Annotated in this window: 24 protein-coding genes; 19 read left to right on the plus strand and 5 right to left on the minus strand. The window is 45.7% G+C overall.

Going from position 1 to position 23,422, the window contains the following annotated elements:
- The first annotated feature begins 30 nt into the window (after nucleotides 1-30).
- The 5 genes from mlaD to murA are packed head-to-tail and all read left to right on the plus strand — an operon-like array spanning nucleotide 31 to nucleotide 3,005.
- A complete protein-coding gene (gene mlaD, locus KO533_RS20885; RefSeq protein ID WP_219255969.1) occupies nucleotides 31-504 on the plus strand; it encodes an outer membrane lipid asymmetry maintenance protein MlaD in 474 nt (157 codons plus the stop codon).
- 11 nt (nucleotides 505-515) lie between these two features.
- Nucleotides 516-1,178 carry an ABC transporter substrate-binding protein gene (locus KO533_RS20890; protein ID WP_105251397.1) on the plus strand — a complete coding sequence of 221 codons (663 nt, stop codon included), beginning with the start codon at nucleotides 516-518 and terminating at the stop codon, nucleotides 1,176-1,178.
- A complete protein-coding gene (locus KO533_RS20895; RefSeq protein ID WP_105251398.1) occupies nucleotides 1,175-1,459 on the plus strand; it encodes an STAS domain-containing protein in 285 nt (94 codons plus the stop codon). Before KO533_RS20890 ends, KO533_RS20895 begins: the two co-directional genes overlap by 4 nt.
- A 19-nt stretch (nucleotides 1,460-1,478) precedes the next feature.
- Nucleotides 1,479-1,736, plus strand: coding sequence for a BolA family protein (locus KO533_RS20900; RefSeq protein WP_006086065.1), 258 nt, complete (start codon nucleotides 1,479-1,481; stop codon nucleotides 1,734-1,736).
- Nucleotides 1,737-1,745: 9 nt separating this feature from the next.
- Nucleotides 1,746-3,005: a UDP-N-acetylglucosamine 1-carboxyvinyltransferase gene (gene murA, locus KO533_RS20905; RefSeq protein WP_105251399.1), complete on the plus strand. Its 1,260-nt coding sequence runs from the start codon at nucleotides 1,746-1,748 to the stop codon at nucleotides 3,003-3,005.
- 97 nt (nucleotides 3,006-3,102) lie between these two features.
- Here the strand turns inward: murA and degS are convergent, their stop codons facing one another.
- The gene (degS, locus tag KO533_RS20910; protein ID WP_105251400.1) at nucleotides 3,103-4,185 is read right to left on the minus strand and encodes an outer membrane-stress sensor serine endopeptidase DegS; all 1,083 of its coding nucleotides are present in this window, start codon (nucleotides 4,183-4,185) and stop codon (nucleotides 3,103-3,105) included.
- Nucleotides 4,186-4,300: 115 nt separating this feature from the next.
- Entirely contained in the window at nucleotides 4,301-5,653 is a 1,353-nt protein-coding gene (gene degQ, locus KO533_RS20915) for a Do family serine endopeptidase DegQ (RefSeq protein WP_105251401.1), read from the minus strand.
- A 412-nt stretch (nucleotides 5,654-6,065) separates the two neighbouring features.
- Between degQ and zapE the strand changes: the two genes are divergently transcribed.
- The 8 genes from zapE (at nucleotide 6,066) to rlmB (ending at nucleotide 13,972) form a co-directional block, all read left to right on the plus strand.
- A complete protein-coding gene (gene zapE / locus KO533_RS20920; RefSeq protein WP_105251402.1) occupies nucleotides 6,066-7,178 on the plus strand; it encodes a cell division protein ZapE in 1,113 nt (370 codons plus the stop codon).
- A gap of 290 nt (nucleotides 7,179-7,468) precedes the next feature.
- A complete protein-coding gene (gene rplM, locus KO533_RS20925) occupies nucleotides 7,469-7,897 on the plus strand; it encodes a 50S ribosomal protein L13 (RefSeq protein ID WP_105251403.1) in 429 nt (142 codons plus the stop codon).
- 14 nt (nucleotides 7,898-7,911) lie between these two features.
- A complete protein-coding gene (gene rpsI, locus KO533_RS20930) occupies nucleotides 7,912-8,304 on the plus strand; it encodes a 30S ribosomal protein S9 (protein ID WP_006083052.1) in 393 nt (130 codons plus the stop codon).
- 138 nt (nucleotides 8,305-8,442) lie between these two features.
- The gene (locus tag KO533_RS20935) at nucleotides 8,443-8,631 is read left to right on the plus strand and encodes a DUF2065 domain-containing protein (protein ID WP_105251404.1); all 189 of its coding nucleotides are present in this window, start codon (nucleotides 8,443-8,445) and stop codon (nucleotides 8,629-8,631) included.
- Between the two features lie 72 nt (nucleotides 8,632-8,703).
- Nucleotides 8,704-9,999 carry an adenylosuccinate synthase gene (locus tag KO533_RS20940; RefSeq protein ID WP_028759421.1) on the plus strand — a complete coding sequence of 432 codons (1,296 nt, stop codon included), beginning with the start codon at nucleotides 8,704-8,706 and terminating at the stop codon, nucleotides 9,997-9,999.
- Between the two features lie 112 nt (nucleotides 10,000-10,111).
- Nucleotides 10,112-10,768 (plus strand): flagellar protein MotX, encoded by a 657-nt coding sequence (motX, locus tag KO533_RS20945; protein ID WP_113939975.1) that lies wholly within the window; start codon nucleotides 10,112-10,114, stop codon nucleotides 10,766-10,768.
- Between the two features lie 39 nt (nucleotides 10,769-10,807).
- Nucleotides 10,808-13,231 (plus strand): ribonuclease R, encoded by a 2,424-nt coding sequence (gene rnr / locus KO533_RS20950; protein ID WP_219255971.1) that lies wholly within the window; start codon nucleotides 10,808-10,810, stop codon nucleotides 13,229-13,231.
- On the plus strand, nucleotides 13,232-13,972 hold the full coding sequence (rlmB, locus tag KO533_RS20955) for a 23S rRNA (guanosine(2251)-2'-O)-methyltransferase RlmB (protein WP_028759536.1): 741 nt from the start codon (nucleotides 13,232-13,234) through the stop codon (nucleotides 13,970-13,972).
- Between the two features lie 114 nt (nucleotides 13,973-14,086).
- Here rlmB and KO533_RS20960 read toward each other — a convergent pair whose 3' ends face one another.
- Nucleotides 14,087-15,529: an MFS transporter gene (locus KO533_RS20960; protein ID WP_219255972.1), complete on the minus strand. Its 1,443-nt coding sequence runs from the start codon at nucleotides 15,527-15,529 to the stop codon at nucleotides 14,087-14,089.
- A gap of 242 nt (nucleotides 15,530-15,771) precedes the next feature.
- Nucleotides 15,772-16,515 (minus strand): DUF481 domain-containing protein, encoded by a 744-nt coding sequence (locus KO533_RS20965; protein ID WP_219255974.1) that lies wholly within the window; start codon nucleotides 16,513-16,515, stop codon nucleotides 15,772-15,774.
- Nucleotides 16,516-16,728: 213 nt separating this feature from the next.
- Here KO533_RS20965 and rpsF point away from each other — a divergent pair, with 213 nt between their 5' ends.
- The 4 genes from rpsF to rplI are packed head-to-tail and all read left to right on the plus strand — an operon-like array spanning nucleotide 16,729 to nucleotide 18,167.
- A complete protein-coding gene (rpsF, locus tag KO533_RS20970; RefSeq protein ID WP_105251410.1) occupies nucleotides 16,729-17,124 on the plus strand; it encodes a 30S ribosomal protein S6 in 396 nt (131 codons plus the stop codon).
- An 8-nt stretch (nucleotides 17,125-17,132) separates the two neighbouring features.
- Complete coding sequence (gene priB / locus KO533_RS20975) at nucleotides 17,133-17,438, plus strand: primosomal replication protein N (RefSeq protein ID WP_105251411.1); 306 nt, start codon at nucleotides 17,133-17,135, stop codon at nucleotides 17,436-17,438.
- A gap of 12 nt (nucleotides 17,439-17,450) precedes the next feature.
- Entirely contained in the window at nucleotides 17,451-17,678 is a 228-nt protein-coding gene (gene rpsR, locus KO533_RS20980; protein ID WP_006083042.1) for a 30S ribosomal protein S18, read from the plus strand.
- 36 nt (nucleotides 17,679-17,714) lie between these two features.
- Nucleotides 17,715-18,167: a 50S ribosomal protein L9 gene (gene rplI / locus KO533_RS20985; protein WP_113939970.1), complete on the plus strand. Its 453-nt coding sequence runs from the start codon at nucleotides 17,715-17,717 to the stop codon at nucleotides 18,165-18,167.
- Between the two features lie 255 nt (nucleotides 18,168-18,422).
- Here the strand turns inward: rplI and KO533_RS20990 are convergent, their stop codons facing one another.
- Entirely contained in the window at nucleotides 18,423-20,621 is a 2,199-nt protein-coding gene (locus KO533_RS20990; RefSeq protein ID WP_219255976.1) for a S46 family peptidase, read from the minus strand.
- A gap of 125 nt (nucleotides 20,622-20,746) precedes the next feature.
- Here KO533_RS20990 and dnaB point away from each other — a divergent pair, with 125 nt between their 5' ends.
- Nucleotides 20,747-22,153, plus strand: coding sequence for a replicative DNA helicase (dnaB, locus tag KO533_RS20995; protein ID WP_105251415.1), 1,407 nt, complete (start codon nucleotides 20,747-20,749; stop codon nucleotides 22,151-22,153).
- 103 nt (nucleotides 22,154-22,256) lie between these two features.
- On the plus strand, nucleotides 22,257-23,333 hold the full coding sequence (gene alr, locus KO533_RS21000; RefSeq protein ID WP_219255979.1) for an alanine racemase: 1,077 nt from the start codon (nucleotides 22,257-22,259) through the stop codon (nucleotides 23,331-23,333).
- Nucleotides 23,334-23,422: the final 89 nt, after the last annotated feature.

Consider the following 23,422-nt stretch of genomic DNA (forward strand, 5'->3'; position numbering starts at 1 on the left):
TTAGATGGATTAACAGAGTGGTAGCTGAACATGTTGACACGAAAAATTGAATTATTAGTGGGTGTGTTTCTTTTAACAGGATTGGCCGCTTTTTTGGTCTTAGTCTTTAACGTCGCCAATATTGAAGTGAAAAGCAGCGATAGCACTTATACCATACAAGCCAATTTTACCAACATTGGTGGTTTGAAGGTGCGTTCGCCAGTCAAGGTTGGCGGTGTTGTCGTTGGCCGAGTGAGCAGCATAGATTTAGACCCAGTTAAGTTAGTGGCTGTGGTCACATTAGTGATGGACAAGCGTTACGATAAATTCCCTGAAACCAGTAGTTTAGCCATTTTGACTTCGGGTTTGTTGGGCGAACAATTCTTAGGGTTAACACCGGGTTTTGTCGACGATGATGTCAGTATGCTGGAAGATGGCGATAAGATTGACGACACTCGCTCGGCATTAGTGTTGGAGGAGCTGATTGGTCAGTTCTTATATAGTATGGGTTCGAAGGATAAATAGGGGTTACCGCTATGTTTAAAAACTTATCTCGTTTTTTATTGCCGTTAGTGATGGTTTTAGGGGCAACGAGCGCAGTCGCCGCTGATGTGGTTGTCGATACGACAGATCCGTATGCCATGGTGAAAGCCGTTGCCAATAAAACCTTCGATCGTTTTCACAAAGATAAAGCATTAATCGACGCAAATTCAGACCATTTAAAGGTGATTGTTCGTGAAGAACTCATGCCTTATGTCGATTATAAATACGCTTCTTATAAGGTATTAGGCCAATATCTTAAGGATTCAACCGAAGAGCAACGCAATCGTTTCGTCAATGCTTTTGAAGGTTATTTAATCTCTACTTATGCTCAAGCCTTTACTGAATATACTAATCAAAAAGTGGAATTCTCACCTGGGATTGATTTCAGCAAAGAGAAAATGGTCGATGTAAACGTGCAGATCATCGAAGCCGGTCGCCCACCGATTAAACTATTGTTTAAGGCGCGCCGTTTAAAGGATGACTCATGGAAAGCATTTGATTTAGTTGCCGAAGGTGTGAGCTTACTGTCTTCTAAGCAGTCGGAAATCTCTAATCTAATTCGCCAACAGGGTATCGATCCCGTGATTAAGATGCTCGAAGATCGCACTAAAGAGAAAGTGGTCATGAAGGCTAAGTCTGGGAAGTCACAATCGTGATTGAATTTGTGCAACAGGGGACAGTTTGTCATCTCAAAGGGCGCATAACCCAAGCCGATGTCATTACACTTTGGCCACAGCGACAACAACTGCTAAATGAGTCAACCCAGATATTGTCTCTGTCTGGGCTCGAATACAGTGATAGCGCTGGCATGGCATTTTTGCTGGCGTTAGTGCGTGAACATCGCAGCCAACTTGTATTGAGTTCTGCTTCACCACAACTTAAAAAACTAATTGATTTATATGATTTAGATGCCTTCTTTACCGAAGAAGCGCATTGAGAATAGGGTAATAGATTTCATGGAATGCAGCTTAATCGAACAGATTTTACGTGATGCGTTAGGGCTTGAAGAAGTTCACGCTAGCTCGGATGGTAGCCATTATAAAGTGATCGCCGTAGGTGAATGCTTCGATGGTATGAGCCGAGTCAAACAGCAACAAGCCATTTATGCACCGTTGACGGCACACATTGCCAGCGGTGAATTACATGCATTAACGATCAAAACTTTCACGCCGACTCAATGGAAACGCGAAAAAGTTTTCAACATGCCTAGCTAGTGAGGAAAAGTGGATAAACTAACAATTCAGGCAAGCCCCCCGCTTGCCGGTGATGTGATTATTTCGGGTGCTAAAAATGCAGCTTTGCCTATTCTGATGGCGGGTGTATTGGCTGAAACCGATTTTGTGGTTTCTAACGTGCCCAATCTGCGTGATGTGAGTACGAGCTGTAAATTATTACGCTGTCTCGGCGCTGAAGTGACTGAACTCGGGGACGGACAGATCCGCATTTCTACCACTAATCTGAATGAGTTTTGCGCTCCCTATGATCTAGTGAAAACCATGCGTGCTTCTATCTTGATCTTAGGGCCGTTATTGGCTCGTTATGGTACGGCTGACGTGTCATTGCCTGGCGGCTGTGCCATTGGCGCAAGACCAGTGAACTTGCACTTACATGGCCTCGAAATGATGGGCGCCAAGATTGAAGTGAAAGAAGGTTATATCAAGGCCCGTGTTGATGGTCGTCTTAAGGGCGCACATATCTTTATGGACATGGTGAGTGTTGGTGCCACTGAAAACTTACTGATGGCCGCAGCATTAGCCGATGGCGAAACCGTGATTGAAAACGCGGCCCGCGAACCTGAAGTGATCGATCTCGCTAATTGCTTAATTGCCATGGGTGCAAAAATCACTGGTGTAGGCAGTGCGACACTGCGTATCCAAGGGGTTGAGCGTTTACAGGGCTGCAATTACCGAGTTATGCCAGATCGTATCGAAACCGGTTCCTTCCTCGTTGCTGCCGCGGTGACCCGTGGTCGTATTCGTTGTTTAAAAGCCGATCCTGCTTCACTGGAGTCGGTTATCGCAAAACTTGAAGATGCAGGCGCGACGATTACTACGGGCGAAGATTGGATTGAGCTCGATATGCAGGGTAAACGTCCGAAGGCGGTGAATATCAAGACGGCACCTTATCCTGGTTTCCCAACCGATATGCAGGCGCAGTTTTGTGTGCTCAATGCCTTAGCACAAGGTACGGCAACCATAACTGAGACTATCTTCGAAAATCGTTTTATGCATGTGCCTGAACTTATCCGTATGGGCGCTACCATGGAGCTTGAAGGCAACACCTGCATCATTCAAGGGATTGAATCTTTAAGTGGTGCTCAGGTAATGGCGACGGATTTACGTGCGTCAGCGAGTCTAGTGATTGCTGGCTTAGTGGCCGATGGTAAGACGATTGTCGATCGTATCTATCACTTAGATCGTGGCTATGAGCATATTGAGAATAAGTTTCAAGGTTTAGGCGCACAGGTTGTGCGTATTCAGTGATCTGTTACTGATTTAAGCTAATTTTGAATCATTAAAAAACCAGCTAAATGCTGGTTTTTTGTTTTCTGCCTTTGAGCGCGTAATGCTGAGTGACGCTCTAGTTATCGATCACAACCTTCTCATCGATAATCACAGGTAACTCTTGTTGTTTACCTTGGCGTATCACAGTCATCATCACTTTCTTACCCGGTGTGGTTTCAGCGATGCGGTCCATTAGCATCTCAACGCCTGGCACATCTTCACCATCGTATTTAATAATCACATCCCTTGGCATTAGCAGGGCACGGGCCGCAGGGCCATTAGGATCGACACCCGTAACGAGCACACCTTTGAGATCGGGTAGATTAAGGATTTGTGCCACGACAGGATTAATCGGCTCGCCAGAAATTCCTAAAGCGCCACGGATCACTCGACCATTTTTAATCAACTTACCCATAATGCTGTGGGCTAATTTAATCGGGATAGCGAAGTTAATCCCGTGGCCGCCGCCTTCTTCACCCACTTGGAATGCTGCGGTATTAATACCTATAAGGCTGCCGTTAGTGTCAATGAGTGCGCCACCTGAGTTACCCGCATTAATCGCTGCATCGGTTTGTAGGAAGTCTAAGTAACCTGAACTTAAGCCGTTACGCCCCGTGGCACTGATGATGCCTTGGGTAATGGTCTGGCCTAAATTGTAGGGATTACCAATAGCGAGTACGACATCACCGACTTGAGGCGGACTGTCGAGATTAACGGGGACAATCGGTAAGTTATCGCCTTCAATTTTAAGTACCGATAAATCGGTTTCAGGATCGAAGCCAACCACTTCAGAGGTAAATTTGCGTCCATCTTGCAGGGCGACAACAATCTCATCGGCTTTCTTAATGACATGATAATTAGTGAGAATATAACCTTCTTTACTCATTATCACCCCAGAACCTAGACCTTGAAGTGAGCCTGAATTAAGCGGCCGATTCTGATCTATGCTGAGGCTATAAATATTCACAACGGCAGGAGCTGCACGGCGTACCGCCTTGGCAAAGGATAGCTCGACTGTGTTGTTGGCACGGGTTTGTAGCAGACTACTACCGAGGGATTGGTTATCGAAATAACGTGTCACCAATAAAAACATGGCCGCCATGATAAGGCCGAAAAGGGTGGCTTTACCGAGATATAACAGAGTGTCTTTTATAGTCATGGCAGGATGGATCTAGAAAAAGGTGAGTTAGATTAACATGTTTAATCGATGTAAGCATAGGGAACCTAAGCTCCCTATGCTTATCTATGGCAGAAAAAATGGCCTATTTTGTCGATTAACGTAGGACTAAATACAACATGCTCTTATCACGCATTATCTTCAGTGCAACGGCACCTTCTTGATCTTTAAGTTGTGCTTTAAGTGTCTTAAGATCTTTAATTGCAGTACGGTTAATACCGACAATCACATCTCCTTTTTGTAAGCCACTCATGGCCGCTGGTGAGCCTTGTGCGACATCGGTAATTTCAATGCCCTTAGATGAGTTTTCTAAGGACGCACCTTGCAGCATAGGATGCACGGCACCAGCCGCTGTTTCACTGGTTTGGCTCGCTTCACCTAAGGTCACTTTAACTGTTTTCTTATCACCGTCACGGATGAGTCCTAACTCAACGTTAGCACCTGCACCCATAGTGGCGACTTTAGCCCGAAGTTCTTGGAATGACTTAATACCACGGCCATCAACGCTGATGATAATATCACCTGCTTTTATACCGGCCTTCTCTGCGGCACTGCCCTTGGCTACTTCATTCACGAAGCCGCCGTGTTGAGTGTCTAAACCGAAACCTTGGGCGAGTTGGCTATCGAGATCACGTCCCGAAATACCTAATACACCGCGGCGTACTTCTCCGTGTTCGGCAATTTGTGCCACGAGGTTTTTCACCATATTAGCAGGGATGGCAAAGCCAATACCGACGTTACCGCCGCCCGGTGCTACGATTGCGGTGTTAATCCCAATTAACTCGCCGTTAAGATTGACGAGTGCGCCACCCGAGTTACCACTGTTAATCGCGGCATCAGTTTGAATAAAGTTTTCCAGCATTTCAATGCCTAAGCCGCTACGGCCTAAAGCACTAACAATGCCCGAGGTGACGGTTTGACCTAAACCGAAGGGGTTACCAATGGCAACGGCAAAGTCACCTACGCGTAAATCATCGGAATCAGAGGCTTTGATTGCGATGAGGTTTTTCGCTTCAATTTGCAATAATGCGATATCTGACTCTGAGTCAGTGCCAATCAGTTTTGCTTTTACTTCACGGCCGTCATGAAGACCAACTTGAATATCATCAGCACCGTCAATCACATGGTTGTTCGTGACGATATAGCCTTTTTCTGCGTCAATAATCACGCCTGAGCCTAAGCCTCTAAAAGGACGTTCTTGCACTTGCTCTTGTGGCGCATTAGGGCCGAAAAAGTAACGGAAAACATCAGGTACTCTTTGCTTAGAAACATGAGTCCCCGTTACCGCTACTGATACGACTGCGGGCGTCGTGCGCTCAAGCATAGGCGCAAGACTTGGAATGGATTGTCCCTCAACCGTCTGTGGAATGGCGGCCTGTGAGACGACAGGCATTATAGTCAGGGTAGCGGCTAACATTGCGGCTGAAAGTACAGATAATTTTGTTTTCATCTATTCATAACTCCAAATAAGGGTTGAAAGATCTGGATGTAATGCATCAGCAATCGTGCGAGTGCCAGATCAAATCTGTATCGGTACCGGCTATTTGCCTAGGTAATCACTCTGACTCGCACCTTATTGAAAAAGTTCATTATATTAATAAATGTTAATTTTTTTAGCCTATTTTATCGGCTGTTTCATACTTGTTTCCGAACAGAAATCTGTGGGCGATATTAGGATTTTTCAAGCCCTAATATCAGCAGATTTTGCCGATTAAAATGACCTACAGCATAGATGGTTATTAGACGTTTGTATGCAGTTTAGCGTTAAGGTAAAAGTCGTATTCTGCATTAATATATCCTGCGTCATATTGGCCGTGCTAATATCGTCACAGTTTTAATAAAGGACATAAGAGAATTTAAACGTGCCTCAGTTAAGCCCTTGGCAGCATTATCAAAAAGATCTTACCCGTGACGGTTTTTCCCATGATCCGGCTCAAGAAATTGCCGTTAAGGCGTTACAACGCGTCTATGAAGACTTAACTACGGCAGAAGAGCCTAGTTCTATTGTGGGGAAATTGTTTAGCGCATTAGGCTTAAAATCGGCACCAGCATCACCTAAAGGCCTGTATCTTTGGGGCGGAGTTGGGCGCGGTAAAACCTACCTGATGGATACTTTTTTTGATGCCTTGCCTGGTGAACAAAAATTGCGGGCTCACTTCCATCGCTTTATGCATCAATTGCATTTAGATTTGGACGAGTTAAAAGGCGTTCGCGATCCTTTGTTGGTGATTGCGAAAAAGATGGCCGCAAAATATCGCGTTATCTGTTTCGATGAATTCTTTGTCTCTGATATTACCGATGCCATGCTATTAGGTACGCTGTTTCAAGCGTTATTTAAAGAAGGCGTTGTGCTGGTTGCAACTTCGAATATTATCCCCGACGACTTATATAAAAATGGCTTACAGCGCGCACGTTTCTTACCTGCGATAGCCCTAATTAATCAACATTGTGAAGTGCTCAATGTGGATTCTGGCATTGATTATCGATTGCGTACCCTTGAGCAAGCAGAGATTTATCATCATCCATTAGATGCACAAGCTGATGCCAATCTGATACGTTATTTTAGCCAGTTAGCGCCTGAGTCTGAGGTGCTTACTGCTGACATCGAAATAGAAGGCCGCAGTATTAGTATTCGGCAGCAGGCGCAGGGCGTATTGTTGGCCGATTTTAGAGCGCTCTGTGATGGCCCGCGAAGCCAGCGTGACTACATGGAACTTGCGCGGATTTATCATACTGTTCTCGTGAGTGGCATAGAACAAATGGGCGCCTTTTTGACTGGCGATGACATCGCCAGACGTTTTTTAGCTATGGTCGACGAATTTTACGAGCGCAATGTAAAGCTGATTGTATCGGCTCAAGTGCCACTCGAAGATATTTATGCCGATGGTTTGCTTAACTTCGAATTTAGGCGTTGCCGTTCACGCTTAATTGAGATGCAATCCCACGATTATTTAAAAACCGAACACCTGCCGTAACCCAGTAGTGTAAGAGTTTTGCATTAGCTGCGGCCTTAAATCACCAGAGGCTTGTTAATCCTTAGGATGACAAGCCAGATTGGTCGATATTTTATAATTTTTATCAAAATATCAGGTGATTTTTAACTCAGCTTTGTCTATACTCCGCCACCTGCCCACGTTACTCCGCCAATTGGGCGGAAGTTGTAAGCCGAAGTCGGTGCTCGAAGGGGTACTAAAAGGCAATTTTGTGTTGTTTGCAAATGCAGACAACATGTGAGACAGAAAATTAACTTTGGGTTTTTGTAATAATGAAGACTTTTACTGCTACACCAGAAACTGTAACTCGTGACTGGTTCGTCGTCGACGCAGACGGCAAAACTTTAGGTCGTATCGCTACTGAAATCGCTGTCCGTTTACGCGGTAAGCATAAGCCAGAATACACTCCACACGTTGATACCGGTGATTACATCATCGTTGTTAATGCTGAAAAAGTGACTGTTACTGGTAACAAAGCGAAAGGCAAAACGTACTACTCGCATTCAGGCTTCCCTGGTGGCATTAAGCAAATCAGCTTTGAAAAGCTGCAAGCGCAAAAGCCAGAAATGATCATCGAGAAAGCAGTTAAGGGTATGTTACCAAAAGGTCCTCTGGGCCGTGCCATGTTCCGTAAACTGAAAGTTTACGCTGGCGCAGAACATAACCACACTGCACAACAACCTCAAGTTCTTGATATCTAAACGGGATTAAGCAAATGGCTGCAACTCAGTACTACGGCACTGGCCGTCGCAAAACCTCTACAGCTCGCGTTTTCGCTAAAGCAGGTAGTGGCAACATCGTTGTAAATCAACGTCCTTTGGATCAGTATTTTGGTCGTGAAACTGCTCGTATGGTTGTTCGTCAACCTTTAGAGTTAGTTGAAATGACTGACAAGCTGGACATCTATGTAACTGTTAAAGGCGGTGGTATCACTGGCCAAGCAGGCGCAATCCGTCACGGTATTACCCGTGCTCTGATGCAATTAGATGAAGCACTGCGTCCATCACTTCGTTCTGCTGGTTTCGTTACCCGTGACGCTCGTAAAGTTGAGCGTAAGAAAGTGGGTCTACGTAAAGCACGTCGTAAGCCACAATTCTCTAAGCGTTAATTCGTTTTTGGAATATCAAAAAACCCAGCCTATGCTGGGTTTTTTATTGGCTAAAAATTGACGGTATAAGAAAACTCTTTGGTTGGAGTATGCTGATATACAATAGATTTATATTAAGCGAGTGAGTTTGAGGTAAGCATGACTTTTCAAATTTTTATGCTAGCAGTGGCACTTGTGTTGGTTTTGGAAGGCCTTGGGCCATTATTATTCCCAAATAAATGGCGTCGTTATTTAAATGAACTCTCCCATCAAAATCAGCAAGTTATCCAGCGACTTGGTGGGGCATTAGTCACTGCTGGAGTCGTGATTTGGGTTATTTTTGCGTAAAAAATAGCCTGCTTGCCCTTATTAACTAAGATCTGTTAAAATTCTTTTTTAACCGCAACCTTGCAGCAAATAATGGGCAAAAACGTAGTTGTTCTCGGCACCCAATGGGGTGACGAAGGAAAAGGTAAGATTGTCGACCTTCTAACAGAACAGGCAAAATATGTAGTGCGCTATCAAGGCGGCCACAATGCTGGTCATACCTTGGTTATCGACGGTGAAAAAACCGTTCTTCATCTGATCCCATCGGGTATCCTGCGCGATAATGTGAAATGCATTATTGGCAACGGTGTGGTGCTTGCACCTGACGCCCTGATGAAAGAGATCAACATGCTGAAAGATCGTGGAGTTCCTGTTGAGGAACGTCTGTTGATCTCTGAAGCGTGTCCGCTGATCCTTCCCTTCCATTGTGCCCTTGATATTGCCCGTGAAAAAGCGCGCGGTAATAAAGCTATTGGTACAACTGGCCGTGGTATTGGACCTGCGTATGAAGACAAGATCTCTCGTCGCGGTCTGCGAGTAGGCGACCTGTTCAATGCTGAACTGTTTGCTGAAAAGCTGAAAGAAGTTATGAAATATCATAACTTTATGCTGACAGAGTACTATCAAGTCGAAGCGGTTGATTACGAGCAAACACTAGCAGATGCGTTGGCTATGGCCGATTATCTGAAGAGCATGTGTGTTGATGTGACTGAACTATTGGATACTGCGCGTAAAGCCGGTGAGCCAATTCTGTTCGAAGGCGCTCAAGGTACATTACTCGATATCGACCACGGAACATACCCATTTGTAACCTCTTCAAATACCACTGCCGGTGGTGTTGCGACGGGTTCAGGTTTTGGTCCGCGTCACTTAGACTATGTCTTAGGTATCATGAAGGCTTACACCACTCGCGTAGGTGCAGGTCCATTCCCAACTGAACTATTATGTGAAGTCGGTGATCATTTAGGTACTAAAGGTCATGAGTTTGGTGCAACAACGGGTCGTAAGCGTCGTCCAGGTTGGTTGGATGCTGTGGCAATGCGCCGCGCAGTTCAAATCAACAGTGTTAGCGGCTTCTGCTTGACTAAGTTAGATGTACTTGATGGTCTGAAAGAAGTGAAGATTTGTGTCGGTTATCAGAATCCTGATGGCACTATCTCTAAAGTCACTCCGCTGGCCGCTGAAGGTTATGAACTGGTTACGCCGGTTTATGAAACTATGCCGGGTTGGAGCGAGTCGACTTTTGGCGCGACATCAATTGAGCAACTGCCTCAAGCAGCGATCAATTATATCAAGCGTCTTGAAGAGTTATTAGAAACACCAATCGACATTATCTCTACGGGTCCTGATCGTAACGAAACCATGATTTTGGTTAATCCGTTCAATTAAGATCTGTTAAGGCCGTGTTTCACGGCCTTTTTCTCTGCTTCTTTATGCCTTTCTCTGTTTCATTCTGCGGTTAGAAATTCAGCTCAAGCTCAAGAAATAGGTTATACTGCCGATGCAAGTATTCATCCTACTGTCATTGAGAGTCGTTATGCTACGTACAGCACTCGTTGCGCTACTGCCTTTAGTATCTTCAATGTGCTTTGCTGAAACGCAGGCGGTGGATATTTATAGTCAAGATCAATTGCTTGATTTGATCCGTAGCAATCAATACTTAGCGAAAGTGAAACGTGATGATTGCCAGTTAGTCCAGGACATTGAGGCGCGAGCCCAAGTCTTAAAACAGCCTTTATATCAATTTCTTTGGGGCGAAATGCTCAATCATGGAACGTGTGTGAAGGCTAACCCTGTGAAGGGTATTGCTTTGTTACGTGACTCGGCCGAACAAGGTAGCTCAGAAGCGATGTTAAAGCTTGCCGAGTATTATCAGAGTGGGAAATTTGTCATCCGCAATAAAGACAGAGCAGTGCATTATTTACTGCCTGCGGCTGCAAGTGGCAGTTTATCCGCTCGTATGATGTTAGTTCGTTTATTCGGTGAAGGTTATGGTAGTCCTAGGGATTACGAGATGGCCTATCACTGGTTATATAACGATGTATTTGCGGACGAGGCGACTAAGAATAAAGCCTTGTCTTTACTGCAGGTGTTAGCAGCTAAAATGCCCCCCAGTGCAGTGGCGCGGGCCCAGCAAGAACAGTTGCGAACCCGTTAAGTGGTCTCTTAATCTAGAGACACATTATTTGGATATTGAATGATCAAAGACCCTCATTTTGAGCGTGAACAGGATAAGTACGAAAATCCTATCCCAAGCCGTGAGTATATTCTCGATTACTTACGTTCTCAAAAATCACCTATCACTCGTGACAGCATTGCCGCGGCGTTAAACATCCAAGAGGAAGAACAACTTGAGGCCTTGCGCCGTCGCCTACGTGCGATGGAACGCGATGGCGAACTGGTGTTCACCCGTGGGCAGAGCTATGGCTTACCCGAGAAAATGGATCTGATCCCCGGCACTGTGCTCGGACACAGAGAAGGCTTCGGCTTTTTCAAACCCGATGAAGGCGGTGATGACTTATTTATTTCGAACCGCGACATGCTGATGTATTTCCACGGTGATAAAGTGCTGGCGCAAAAAGCGGGCACAGATCGTCGTGGCCGTCGCGAAGCGCGTTTGGTTCGTCTGATCCAGCCGCGAAGTGCCGCGATTGTTGGCCGTTATCATGTCGATAGCGGTATGGCATTTGTCATTGCCGATGATAAGCGTATTACCCAAGAAATTTTAGTCGCGAATGAAGATCGCAATGGCGCCCGTCAAGGTGATGTGGTTGTGGTTGAATTAACGCGTCGCCCAGGCCGTTTTGTTAAGGCTGCGGGTAAAGTGACTGAAGTGCTCGGTAAGCAAATGGCGCCGGGTATGGAAATCGAAATTGCCCTGCGTAATTATGATTTACCCCATACTTGGTCACCAGTGATCGAGAAGAAACTGCGCCGTATTCCCGATGAAGTAACCGACGCCGATAAAGTCGGTCGTGTGGATTTACGTCATCTGCCATTAGTGACTATCGACGGTGAAGACGCCCGCGATTTTGACGATGCTGTGTACGCGGAGAAAAAAGCCGGTGGCGGCTGGCGTTTATGGGTTGCGATTGCGGATGTTAGTTACTATGTGCGCACCGATTCCGCCTTAGATACCGAAGCGCGTGCCCGTGGTAACTCAGTGTATTTCCCGTCGCAAGTGATCCCTATGCTGCCGGAGAAAATCTCTAACGGCCTATGTTCGCTTAATCCCCACGTCGACCGTTTATGTATGGTCGCCGAGATGACCGTATCTGCTAAAGGTAAGTTATCAGGTTATAAGTTTTATCCGGCTGTGATGTATTCCCATGCCCGTTTCACTTATACCCAAGTGGCAGCAATGTTAGAAGGCGGCCCCATTGCGCCTGAGCATGAGGCTTTGTTCCCGCATTTGCAGTGTTTACAGTCATTGTATTTAGCGCTCGATGAGCAAAGAGCCGAGCGTGGTGCGATTGCGTTTGAAACCATGGAAACGCAGTTCATTTTCAATGAGCAGCGCAAGATTGATAAAATCGTGCCGCGTGGCCGTAATCAAGCCCATAAAATCATTGAAGAATGTATGATTTTAGCCAACGTTTCTGCAGCTAAGTTTGTGAAGAAACACAAAGGCGAAGTCTTGTATCGTGTGCATGAAGCACCATCCGAGCAAAAATTGGCAAACTTTAAAGAGTTCCTTGCTGAGCGTGGTTTAAGCATGCCCGGTGGACTTGAGCCAACGCCGTCAGATTACCAGAATGTGATGTTGCAAATTGCCGACCGCCCTGATGCTGAACTTATCCAAGTGATGTTACTGCGCTCTATGCGTCAGGCAATTTATACTCCGGATAACGAAGGTCACTTCGGTTTAGCCTTAGAAGAATATGCACATTTTACCTCACCCATTCGCCGCTATCCGGATTTAGTGTTACATCGTGTGATCCGTTATTTACTGGCGAAGGAAAGAGGCGAAGCCACTGAGAAGTGGACGCAGGATGGTGGCTATCACTATCAGCTCGATGAGCTCGACAAATTAGGCGAAGAGTGTTCGACCACAGAACGTCGTGCCGATGAAGCGACTCGCGATGTTAGCGATTGGCTCAAGTGCGAGTTTATGCAAGATCACGTCGGTGATACCTTTGAAGCTGTGATTGCCTCTGTGACCAGTTTTGGTTTGTTTGTGCGCTTAAATGAACTGTTTATCGATGGCTTAGTGCATATCTCAAGTCTAGGTAGCGATTACTACCAATTCGACCCTATGCGTCAACGTCTTATCGGTGAGCACACAGGTCAAGTTTATCAAGTCGGCGATCCTGTGACGGTTAAGGTCGCTGCAGTCAACTTAGATGACAGACAGATTGATTTGGTTATGCTGGGTGATGACGGCAAAGGTGGTAAACGTAAAGCATCTGCCAGCCGTGATAAGCCGATGACAGCCCGTGAGCGCGTTAATCGTGAAGGCGCTAAGCAAGGTAAAGCAGGCAAAACCGCGGCATCTAGCGCCAAGGCTGAAACAGGCAAAACCAAACCTAAGGCCAAAGTTGGCACTAAAGCTAAAAAAGCAGCAGTAAAAGATCCGGCTAAAAAGCCAAAAGCCGCTAAGCGGAGCACGAGAAAGAAATAAATGAAAAAACAAGATATTATTTTTGGGATCCACGCAGTTGAAGCCCTGTTAAAACACAGCCCTGAGCGCATTATTGAGTTGTGGCTGTTACAAGGTCGTGACGATGAGCGCTTAACTGTGCTGGCCGATCAGGCAAAAGCCTTTGGAACGACGATTCAAGTCGCTTCTCGTAAAGCCTTAGATGACAAAGCGGAAAGCAGCCAACATCAAGGCATAGTCGCGCGCGTTAAAGCGGCGAAAGTATTGAATGAGCAAGATTTAGATGTGCTGCTTGCTAACACTGAGCAAGCATTCCTGTTGATCTTGGATGGTGTGACTGATCCCCATAACTTAGGCGCTTGCCTACGTAATGCCGATGCGGCTGGCGTACAAGGTATTATCGTGCCTAAAGACAATTCAGTTGGCTTAACTGCGACTGTGAGTAAAGTGGCATGTGGCGCTGCGGAAACAGTGCCTTTATTCCAAGTGACTAATCTTGCGCGCACTATGCGTCACCTGCAGGATAAAGGTGTGTGGATTGTGGGCACTGCGGGCGAGGCAGATTGCGAGCTTTATCAAGCGGATCTCAAGGGATCATTGGCGATTGCTATGGGAGCTGAAGACAAAGGCTTACGCCGATTAAGCCGTGAGTCTTGCGATTCGCTGATCTCTATCCCTATGGCCGGTAGTGTGTCTAGCTTGAACGTATCGGTTGCAACGGGTATTTGCCTATTTGAAGCAGTGCGTCAGCGTCGTAGCTAATATGCTCACGTTTGCCTGATCTCACATATGCAGTATCAGGCTTGAAGTAACAACTGGTCGTAATAAAAAGGCGGATTAACGATATAAAGTTAATCCGTTTTTTATTGGCCTTTTTTACGTCATCGCTTTGTCTAGGTTAACCTGATTGCTATCAGTTTCATCTATTTGAGCGGCTTCAGGCTCTGCTTGCTCAATATCGAAACTAAAGGCGAGTTGTTCCTCATCACTGTCATTATCATCGATAATATCGTCATCGACGCCATCGGCCCCTAAATCATGCTCCGATTCATCTAAGTTAGCGCTGGGCGTCATATGCTCTTGAATTGATTTAACATCAACCCGTGGGTCCAACGCTGCCGCCAGTGGTGACGAGACTAAGTCGCCCGTCGCCATTATGTAGTCTTGGGTGACATTGGTTTCGACTTTTTGCTGTGAATGTACATAACGTAAACGCACAAAGAGTATTAAGGTACAGGCTGACATAAAGCCATATAACATGTTATTGCCAAACCATTGCATTAATGTCGATGCGATAAGCGGACCGATACTGGCGCCTAAGCCGAAGGTTAATAATATTGTTGCTGATAAGCCTACCCGCTCATTTTGCTCTACTCGAGAGTTGGCAAGCGCTGTGGCGAGCGGATAGAAAGTGAAACCTAAAATACCAAATAGGAAAGTCATCACCAGTGAAATCACCGGATGATAGGGGGTTAAGGCGATAGCTAAGGCTAAGATACCGAGCAATATACAGTTGATACGGATAAGGCGACTGCGGGACATAATGTCGGACAATTTTCCCATTGGCCACTGTGCCAGTAATCCCGCTAAAATCGTTGCCGTCATATACGTGGCGACTTTTTCAGGCGGTAAACCTAAGTTACTGGCGTAGGCGGGAGCGAGACCATAAAACGAACCCACTATCATGCTACCAATCGCGATTGTCGTGAGTGCTTGTGGCGCTTTTTTCCAGTAATAGGCAATTTTGAGTGGGGCAGGAACTAAGGGCGCAGGGTGAAGACGACGCGTGAGTGAAATCGGTACGATACAGAGTGAAAAACAAATTGCGATAAGCAGTAGTGGCTCTAGTCCTAATTCGGGGAAAATACTGATCGCACCTTGGCCCAAGATTAAGCCGAAGTAAGATACGATCATATAACTCGCAAACACTGTGCCCCTTTGATTACTTTCAGCTTGTTCGTTAAGCCAACTTTCTAACACCATGTATTGGCACATCATCCCCATGCCGACCACGAGTCTGAGGAGCAGCCAAACCGCTAGCTCATCTACGAGTGCATGGCCTAATGCCGATGCAGCGACTATGCCTGCACTGGCGACAAAGGCGCGGATATGGCCCACTTGAGCGATAAGTCGATGACCAATCTTAGAGCCTGCCACTAGGCCAACATAGTAGGCCGACATCATGCCGCCAATCCATATTTGTGGCACATTCATCACTGAGAGCCTGAGCCCAAGATAGGTGGTAAGCAAGCCGCCGGCTAATACCATTAATAACGTGGTGCTATATAAAGAGGCGAAAGTGCGCAGCGGATTAGTCATATACAACTCCGAAAACACAAACTAGATTGATAATGAGGAGTGAGTATATCAGGGGTTAGTGTTTATGTTGTGTTGCAAATTGTTGGTAAATCTTGATTAATTGCGCATTTCTGCTCAAAAAATCACTGAATTATGTCGGAACAACTCAAGGGGATGCTTGTAAAGCATTCACATAGACGCCAGCCGAGTAGGCTATTAGCGTCATGTTAGTCTATGTATTTCGTCGTATTTTTTAAAAGGAGTTATCTAAAAGTGTAAAGCAAGTTGAAGGTGGTGATGGTATCCATGGGTTGGCTTCCTTCTGGTACCACTTCAGTGTATTTGATGTTCATACCGATCTTAAATGCCCAATCTTGGAACACCAGATTTTTATAGTTCATATCTAAGGTGAGGGTGTTGTTGTTCTCGCCCACTTCCGCGGTGAGATCGGCATTGAGACTGCTGTATTCCTGTAGTTTTTGAGAGAATTTGGCAGCGGTACGAAGAATGACATCTTTTTCGGCATCAGGGTTGGGAATGGTTACCGATTCTGCAGGTAAGTTATATCGATAACCTGGACCGAACTCGAGACTGAGTTTTGTTTTATAACTACTGATAGCATTGAAACCGTAACCACTCGAAAGAGTCGATATTTGTGTGTAACTACCGAATTGATCCCAAGTAAAATCACCACGTCCGAAGACATAACCCTTAGTCAGTTTATAGTTCGATTGTAACTGTAGCTCATATTTTTCGGAGGTTGTTTGACTTTTTTCTGAGGCAAAATAGGCTTTTAGTGTGGCTTCTTGCTTGGTTTGCTTTGTATCGTAAATCAGTTGGGTTCGACCATTAAAACTGCTGGATTCGGTATTGCCTGTGTTCAGTTGCAAGCCAGCTTCGATTTCCGCGGTAAAATCGCTGGGCGGTTCCTGATAATCAGGTGGAACAAGCGCAAGCGCAGGAAATGAAAGGAAAAACAAACTGATTGGCGCAATAACTTTTAGCATTATGTTTTATTCTTGGTTAGCTGATTTCAGACGTCCGAATATAGGCGAACCGCCATCATACCTGTATTGATTGGCGAGGCAAAGTTATTGCTTGAGTTTCTGGCTTGCTTTCTGTACTATCTCGCGCTCAAATCAGTCACTATTTTTCGTTCCTTGCCTCCATTTGGTTTGACTGAGCCAATACCGAGGCTACATAACCGTAAGGAGCAATAAATGCGTCATTACGAAATCGTATTTATGGTTCACCCAGATCAAAGTGAACAAGTACCAGGTATGATTGAGCGTTACACAGGTGTTATCACCGAAGCTAACGGCACAATCCACCGTTTAGAAGATTGGGGCCGTCGTCAACTGGCTTACCCAATCCTTGACCTGCATAAAGCTCACTACGTTCTGATGAACGTTGAAGCTAAAGCAGAGACGATCGAAGAGCTAGAAACAGCTTTCCGTTTCAACGACGCAGTTCTGCGTAACATGGTAATGCGTACTAAAGTTGCCGTTACTGAAGCATCTCCAATGGCTAGAGCTAGAGATGAGCGCGATTCACGTCGTGGCCCAGCTGGCGAACGCTCATATGATGAAGCTCACGCTGAAGAAATCGCTGAGTAAGGTAATCTGTGACCACCAATAACTTGGTGTTGTCAGGAACGATAACTCGTTCAAGACGCTTTAAAAGCCCAGCAGGTATTGCACACAGTGTAATTATGTTGGAACACAAATCGCAGCGTTATGAAGCCGAAATGCTCCGCAACGTCTACGTACAAATTCAAGTGATATTGAGTGGCCCACGCTTTGAAAGCGTCGCAGAAGATCTGAAAGCAGGTGTGGAAGTACAAGTGCAAGGCTTTATGACGCTTCAACAGGGGCGTAATGGTCAGAACCGCTTAGTCATCCATGCCGAAAATGTCGAATTGAAAACTTAGGAGACTGTCAACATGGCACGTTATTTCCGTCGTCGCAAGTTCTGCCGTTTCACCGCTGAAGGTGTTGCAGAAATTGATTACAAAGATATCGTTACTTTAAAGAACTACATCACTGAAAGCGGCAAGATTGTTCCTAGCCGTATCACTGGTACTAGTGCTAAATATCAGCGCCAACTAGCTCGCGCTATCAAGCGTGCTCGTTATCTTTCTCTACTGCCATACACTGATTTACATCAGTAATTGCAGTATTCCTAATCGAATATAGAGGATTTGATAATGAACGTTATTCTGCTTGATAAAATCGCTAACCTAGGCAACTTGGGTGACCAAGTTACTGTTAAAGCTGGTTACGCTCGTAACTACCTTTTGCCACAAGGTAAAGCTGTTGTTGCTAACGAAAGCAACGTTAAAGTATTTGAAGCTCGTCGCGCTGAATTAGAAGCTAAATTAGCTGCTGAATTAGCTGCTGCTAACCTACGTGCTGAGAAAATCACTGCACTGGAAGCTGTTGTTATTGCTTCTAAAGCGGGTGATGAAGGCAAACTGTTTGGTTCAGTTGGCAACCGTGACATCGCTGATGCAGTGACTGCTGCTGGTGTTGAGCTGGCTAAATCAGAAGTTCGTTTACCATTAGGCGCTCTGCGTACTACTGGCGACTTCGAAGTTGAAGTTCAGTTACACACTGAAGTTAAAGCTGTTGTTAAAGTTTCTATCGTTGCAGAAGCTTAATTACTCCTTGCTTTAATCTTAAGAGAAACACCGCTTCGGCGGTGTTTTTTTATGGCTGAAATTTAGGATTTGAGTGTATTTAGGTTTTGATATCGGCTCTGCGATGGATTTAAGCGATAGGTGATACGCGCCTACTCATTCAATCTCATCATCCCAAAGTGTATTCGCTGCTAAAAATACGAGCCCAAATAAAAGCCGCTTACTGCATAACAGTGAGCGGCTTTTTGTTTAGAGCAACGGATTTAGCTCAAGGTATTAATTTCTCACTAAATCCAATTCTTGGATTAAGTTATCGGCATGATCCACTTCATCCATCATCCACAGGATATAGCGAATATCCACGTGCACTGCACGGGTGATGGTTGGGTTGAAGAACCAATCTTTAGTGATAGCTTCATAGGTTGAGTCGAAGTTAAGGCCCACTAACTCACCTTTTCCGTTGAAGACTGGTGAGCCGGAGTTACCACCTGTGGTATCCACGCTGGATAAGAAGTTAACCGGTACTGAGTTAAATTCCTCTGGTTTATCTAAACAAGAGAAGAGTCTGCAAATCCAGCCGCGGGGATCTTGATAAACCGACTTCACCAGATGATCGCCAAAACGTTGTTCGCTAATCGCATCGAGGAGTTTTTTCGGCGCATTATAGGGCTCAACGCCTGTGTGTTTTGCGACTATGCCATCAAGACGAGTAAACGGCTGTTTATAGAGCGCATCACGTGATTGATAACCATCAACCATGCCATAGCTGATCCGTAGCGTACCGTTGGCGTCAGGGTAGACTGGCCAGTTGTTTGCTTTGTAGTATTCGATCACGGCCGCCATATAATCAGGGCGAGCACTAGACAGCTTGCCGTCTAAGATTTTTTCTGACTTTTCCTGTGCCATATTCGTGTCGTAAAGTGCTACGGCTAAACGAATAAAGGGATCTGCACTGGTTTCGAAAGCGCTAGCATCGGCATTCATCCACGCGAGGCGCTTAGCTTGGTCTGTGAGCGTAGTGAGTGAGTACAAACCATCGAGTTTAGCTGCGAGATCGGCATCTTTAGAGTTCACACTTAGCATTTCATCGAGTGCTGCTACGCGATTTGATTGGCTAAGGTAAGCATTTAAATCCTGTAGCCACAAAGTCTTATCAACAGTGACATCAAAACTTGAATCGATACGTTTAAGACGTGAGCTTAACATAGCAATATCACGTTCTTGGTAGCCTTGCTCACGCTCGGCATCGGGCTTTTGTTTTTCTTTAGCAAGACGGTAGAGGCTGTTTGCTGCGGTTAACAATGTGCTAGATTGGGCATTGGTAAAGTAGTAATTACTTTGGAATGCTTGTTGTTGCTCGGCGAGTAACACTTCTAACTCAGCAATGAGATTTTGATTTAGCTTAGGGTTTTGTTTAAGCCAAGCTAAAAAATTATCTTCACGGCTTTGCTTAATGCCAATGATATCCGTTGCTTTAAAACCCGCTAATAGGCCGTTGAGTTTCTTCATCCGGTTGGCCATTGAGGCCATATTACCTGCGTACTTAATGGCGATATCGGCATCTTTTTGTCCCATAGCCTCGATAGTATCAATCTGTAATTGATAACGCTTAGCTTGGGTTGGGTACAACCAATCACTGGCAAATTTAAGTTCACTGGTCAGGTTGTAACGGCTAGTCGTGCCTGGGTAACCCGCCACAAACACGCCATCACCGGCTTTTACGCCATCGGCATTGACCTTAAGGTAGCTCTTTGGTTGGTAAGGAATGTTATCGTCGCTATACGCGGCGGGTTTGCCATCTTTTCCGACGTAAGCTCGTAGGAAGGCAAAATCACCCGAATGGCGTGGATATTCATAGTTATCAATATCGCCACCATAGCCCCCAACACTTTCAGGTGGTGCGTAGACTAAGCGCACATCGCGGATCATCAATTGCTTGATTAAGTAGTATTCTAAGCCGTTATGGAAACTGCGCACATTACAACGATAGTTAGCATCGGCTTCACAGCTTTTGATGAGCGCTTTACTGTGATTTTGAATGTCTTCGTAACGACTTAGCGGGTCTTGGCTGAGGTCTTTATTGATTTGCGCGGTGACATTGGTCACTGCTTCTGTGATGTATAAGCGTTCGTTAGGACCGGCAGAGGGTTCCTTGTCCATCGATGTTGCTAAAAAGCCTTGTTCTAGGTAGTTATGCTCTTGCTTAGTGTTATATTGTATCGCCTTGTAGGCACAATGGTGGTTTGTCACAACTAGCCCTTGGGGGGAGACAAAACTGGCGGTACAATAGCCCAGCCCAACCACAGCGTTCATTGGATAACTTGTCAGATCGGCCAGTTTTTCTGCCGGAATATCGATTCCGCGTTCACTGAGTTTGTCTGCAATTGAAGGCATTTGATAAGGTTGCCATTGTCCTTCGTCGGCAGTTGCTATGCCGGATGTCAGTACTAAGGCCGCAACCAATGCAATACGCATGTTCTTTCCTTATTGATTGTTAGAGTGTCCGTTGGAATGAAATAACAGGCGAGTGTAAACATCCTGTTTGCTTGACGCGGGTTTTATATCATATTTTGTTAAGTTGTTGGAAATCGGGAGCGTTAATGTCACAACAAGGTGCTTTTAAGCCTAAAAGTAAGCCAAGAGATTTGCAGCTTGATGGACTCAAGCTGCCACCGCATTCAATTGAGGCTGAACAATCGGTATTAGGCGGCTTGATGTTAGATGCCGAAGCGTGGGACAGGGTAGCTGAGGCTGTAGTAAAAGAGGATTTTTACTCTCGCTCACATAAGATGATCTTTTCTGCCATGCACAGATTGGTCGATTTAGGGCAACCGATCGATTTGATCACGGTTTCTGAACAGCTCGAAGTTGAGAACCAATTAGAAGATGCCGGTGGTTTTGCCTATTTAGGTGAGATTGCGAAAAATACCCCAAGTGCGGGTAATATTTTATCTTACGCTGAAATCGTCCGTGAACGGGCCGTGGTGCGTGACATGATCCGCGTCGCGCATGAGATTGCCGATGCGGGCTATAACCCAGAAGGTCGTGACTCGGGTGAATTACTCGACCTTGCTGAGAGTAAAGTATTTAAGATCGCCGAGATGCGAACTAATGCTAATGAAGGTCCCGAAGGCATTAAAACCATTCTGGAAAAAACCGTTGATAAGATTGAGCAGCTTTACAATAACCCCCATAACGGTGTGACTGGAGTTTCGAGCGGCTTTAACGATTTGGATAAGATGACCGCTGGTTTCCAGTCTGGCGACTTGATTATCGTTGCGGCGCGTCCTTCTATGGGTAAAACCACCTTTGCGATGAACTTGTGCGAACAGGCCGCAATGAATGAAGATAAACCCGTACTTATTTTCAGTCTCGAGATGCCGTCAGAACAGATTATGATGCGTATGCTGGCCTCCTTGGGTCGTGTTGATCAAACCAAAATCCGTACTGGTCAGCTCGATGATGAAGATTGGGCGCGGGTTTCATCGACCATGGGGATCATGCTCGAACAAGGTAAAATGTATATTGATGATGGTTCGGGATTAACCCCGACAGAAGTTCGCAGCCGCGCGCGTCGTATCGCCCGTGAGTACGGTGGTTTATCTATGATCATGATAGATTACCTGCAGTTAATGCAGGTGCCCGCCTTAAAAGATAACCGTACCTTAGAAATTTCTGAAATTTCACGCTCGCTGAAAGCATTAGCCAAAGAGTTGGAAATCCCGATTATTGCCCTGTCGCAGCTTAACCGCTCGCTCGAACAAAGGGCCGATAAACGTCCTGTTAACTCGGATTTACGTGAATCGGGCGCTATCGAGCAAGATGCGGATCTCATCATGTTTATTTATCGCGATGAAGTGTATAACAACGATTCTCAAGATAAAGGCACGGCAGAAATAATCATTGGTAAGCAACGTAACGGCCCCATTGGTCGGGTGCGGCTCACTTTCCAAGGGCAATTTTCGCGTTTCGATAATTATGCTGGGCCGCAGTTTGAAGAAGATTAATTGACGTTTAAAAACAGTCAGTTTGCGCTTGCAGAAGATGAGCTGTATTGATGTATTTTTTTATATCCGTGACTTTTTATTTCCTGAGTAAACAAGGTAAATTTTGAACCCTTTTCCCCGTGCAGAAATTAGCAGTAGTGCACTGCAAACCAATCTCGCTGCGTTGCGTCAACAGGCACCAGCGAGTCGTGTGATGGCCGTCGTTAAAGCGAACGGTTATGGTCATGGATTATTGAATGTCGCTAATTGTTTAGTCAGTGCCGATGGCTTTGGCCTAGCACGATTGGATGAGGCCTTAGAATTACGAGCGGGCGGCGTGACAGCGCGTTTGTTATTACTAGAAGGTTTTTTCCGTGCCACCGATCTTTCGATACTCGTCGGGCATGATATTGACACTGTAGTGCACCACAGTTCTCAGCTTGAAATGTTAGAGCAAACTGTGTTGTCAAAACCTGTCACTGTCTGGCTTAAAGTGGATTCAGGCATGCATCGTTTAGGTTTTACGCCCGAACAATTTTCAACGGTTTACGCAAGGTTAATGGCCTGTCCCAATGTGGCAAAACCGATCCATTTGATGACACATTTTGCCTGTGCGGACGAGCCTGAAAACACCTATACCTCAGTACAGATGGCGGCTTTTAATACGTTAACGGCAGGCTTGCCCGGATTTAGAACCTTAGCAAACTCTGCTGGTGCCTTGTATTGGCCTCAGAGCCAAGGCGATTGGATCCGTCCAGGTATTGCACTCTATGGCGTATCTCCTGTTACTGGTGATTGCGGTGCGAATCACGGGCTAGTTCCTGCGATGGAATTAGTATCACAGTTGATTGCGGTACGGGATCATAAAGCCAATCAGCCCGTCGGCTATGGTTGTTTCTGGACCGCTAAGCAAGATACCCGTTTAGGTGTCGTGGCGATTGGTTATGGTGATGGTTATCCTCGCAATGCACCGGAAGGCACACCCGTGTGGGTCAATGGTCGCCGCGTACCCATAGTCGGCCGTGTTTCTATGGACATGTTGACTGTTGACTTAGGCCAAGGGGCACAAGATAAAGTTGGGGATAGTGCATTGCTGTGGGGTAAGGCATTACCCGTGGAGGAAGTCGCTGAACATATCGGCACTATCGCTTATGAATTAGTTACTAAGCTTACGCCAAGGGTTGCTGTTTGCTTAGCTTAACCCTGACAAATGGAAGTATTCTGGGACACTTTTTAGCAAGAAAACGGTGATTAAACACCGTTTTCTTTTATGTAAAGTGTCAGGATGAA

The sequence above is a fragment of the Shewanella sp. NKUCC05_KAH genome, assembly GCF_019345585.1.
Classification (GTDB): Bacteria; Pseudomonadota; Gammaproteobacteria; order Enterobacterales; family Shewanellaceae; genus Shewanella; species Shewanella oncorhynchi.

Bases quoted from the DNA above. Each gene is read 5' to 3' on its own strand.
- mlaD (WP_219255969.1), top strand. From the start codon at position 31: ATGTTGACACGAAAAATTGAATTATTAGTGGGTGTGTTTCTTTTAACA.
- KO533_RS20890 (WP_105251397.1), top strand. From the start codon at position 516: ATGTTTAAAAACTTATCTCGTTTTTTATTGCCGTTAGTGATGGTTTTA.
- KO533_RS20900 (WP_006086065.1), top strand. From the start codon at position 1,479: ATGGAATGCAGCTTAATCGAACAGATTTTACGTGATGCGTTAGGGCTT.
- degS (WP_105251400.1), bottom strand. From the start codon at position 4,185: ATGACTATAAAAGACACTCTGTTATATCTCGGTAAAGCCACCCTTTTC.
- degQ (WP_105251401.1), bottom strand. From the start codon at position 5,653: ATGAAAACAAAATTATCTGTACTTTCAGCCGCAATGTTAGCCGCTACC.
- rplM (WP_105251403.1), top strand. From the start codon at position 7,469: ATGAAGACTTTTACTGCTACACCAGAAACTGTAACTCGTGACTGGTTC.
- rpsI (WP_006083052.1), top strand. From the start codon at position 7,912: ATGGCTGCAACTCAGTACTACGGCACTGGCCGTCGCAAAACCTCTACA.
- KO533_RS20935 (WP_105251404.1), top strand. From the start codon at position 8,443: ATGACTTTTCAAATTTTTATGCTAGCAGTGGCACTTGTGTTGGTTTTG.
- KO533_RS20940 (WP_028759421.1), top strand. From the start codon at position 8,704: ATGGGCAAAAACGTAGTTGTTCTCGGCACCCAATGGGGTGACGAAGGA.
- motX (WP_113939975.1), top strand. From the start codon at position 10,112: ATGCAAGTATTCATCCTACTGTCATTGAGAGTCGTTATGCTACGTACA.
- rnr (WP_219255971.1), top strand. From the start codon at position 10,808: ATGATCAAAGACCCTCATTTTGAGCGTGAACAGGATAAGTACGAAAAT.
- rlmB (WP_028759536.1), top strand. From the start codon at position 13,232: ATGAAAAAACAAGATATTATTTTTGGGATCCACGCAGTTGAAGCCCTG.
- KO533_RS20960 (WP_219255972.1), bottom strand. From the start codon at position 15,529: ATGACTAATCCGCTGCGCACTTTCGCCTCTTTATATAGCACCACGTTA.
- KO533_RS20965 (WP_219255974.1), bottom strand. From the start codon at position 16,515: ATGCTAAAAGTTATTGCGCCAATCAGTTTGTTTTTCCTTTCATTTCCT.
- rpsF (WP_105251410.1), top strand. From the start codon at position 16,729: ATGCGTCATTACGAAATCGTATTTATGGTTCACCCAGATCAAAGTGAA.
- rpsR (WP_006083042.1), top strand. From the start codon at position 17,451: ATGGCACGTTATTTCCGTCGTCGCAAGTTCTGCCGTTTCACCGCTGAA.
- rplI (WP_113939970.1), top strand. From the start codon at position 17,715: ATGAACGTTATTCTGCTTGATAAAATCGCTAACCTAGGCAACTTGGGT.
- KO533_RS20990 (WP_219255976.1), bottom strand. From the start codon at position 20,621: ATGCGTATTGCATTGGTTGCGGCCTTAGTACTGACATCCGGCATAGCA.
- dnaB (WP_105251415.1), top strand. From the start codon at position 20,747: ATGTCACAACAAGGTGCTTTTAAGCCTAAAAGTAAGCCAAGAGATTTG.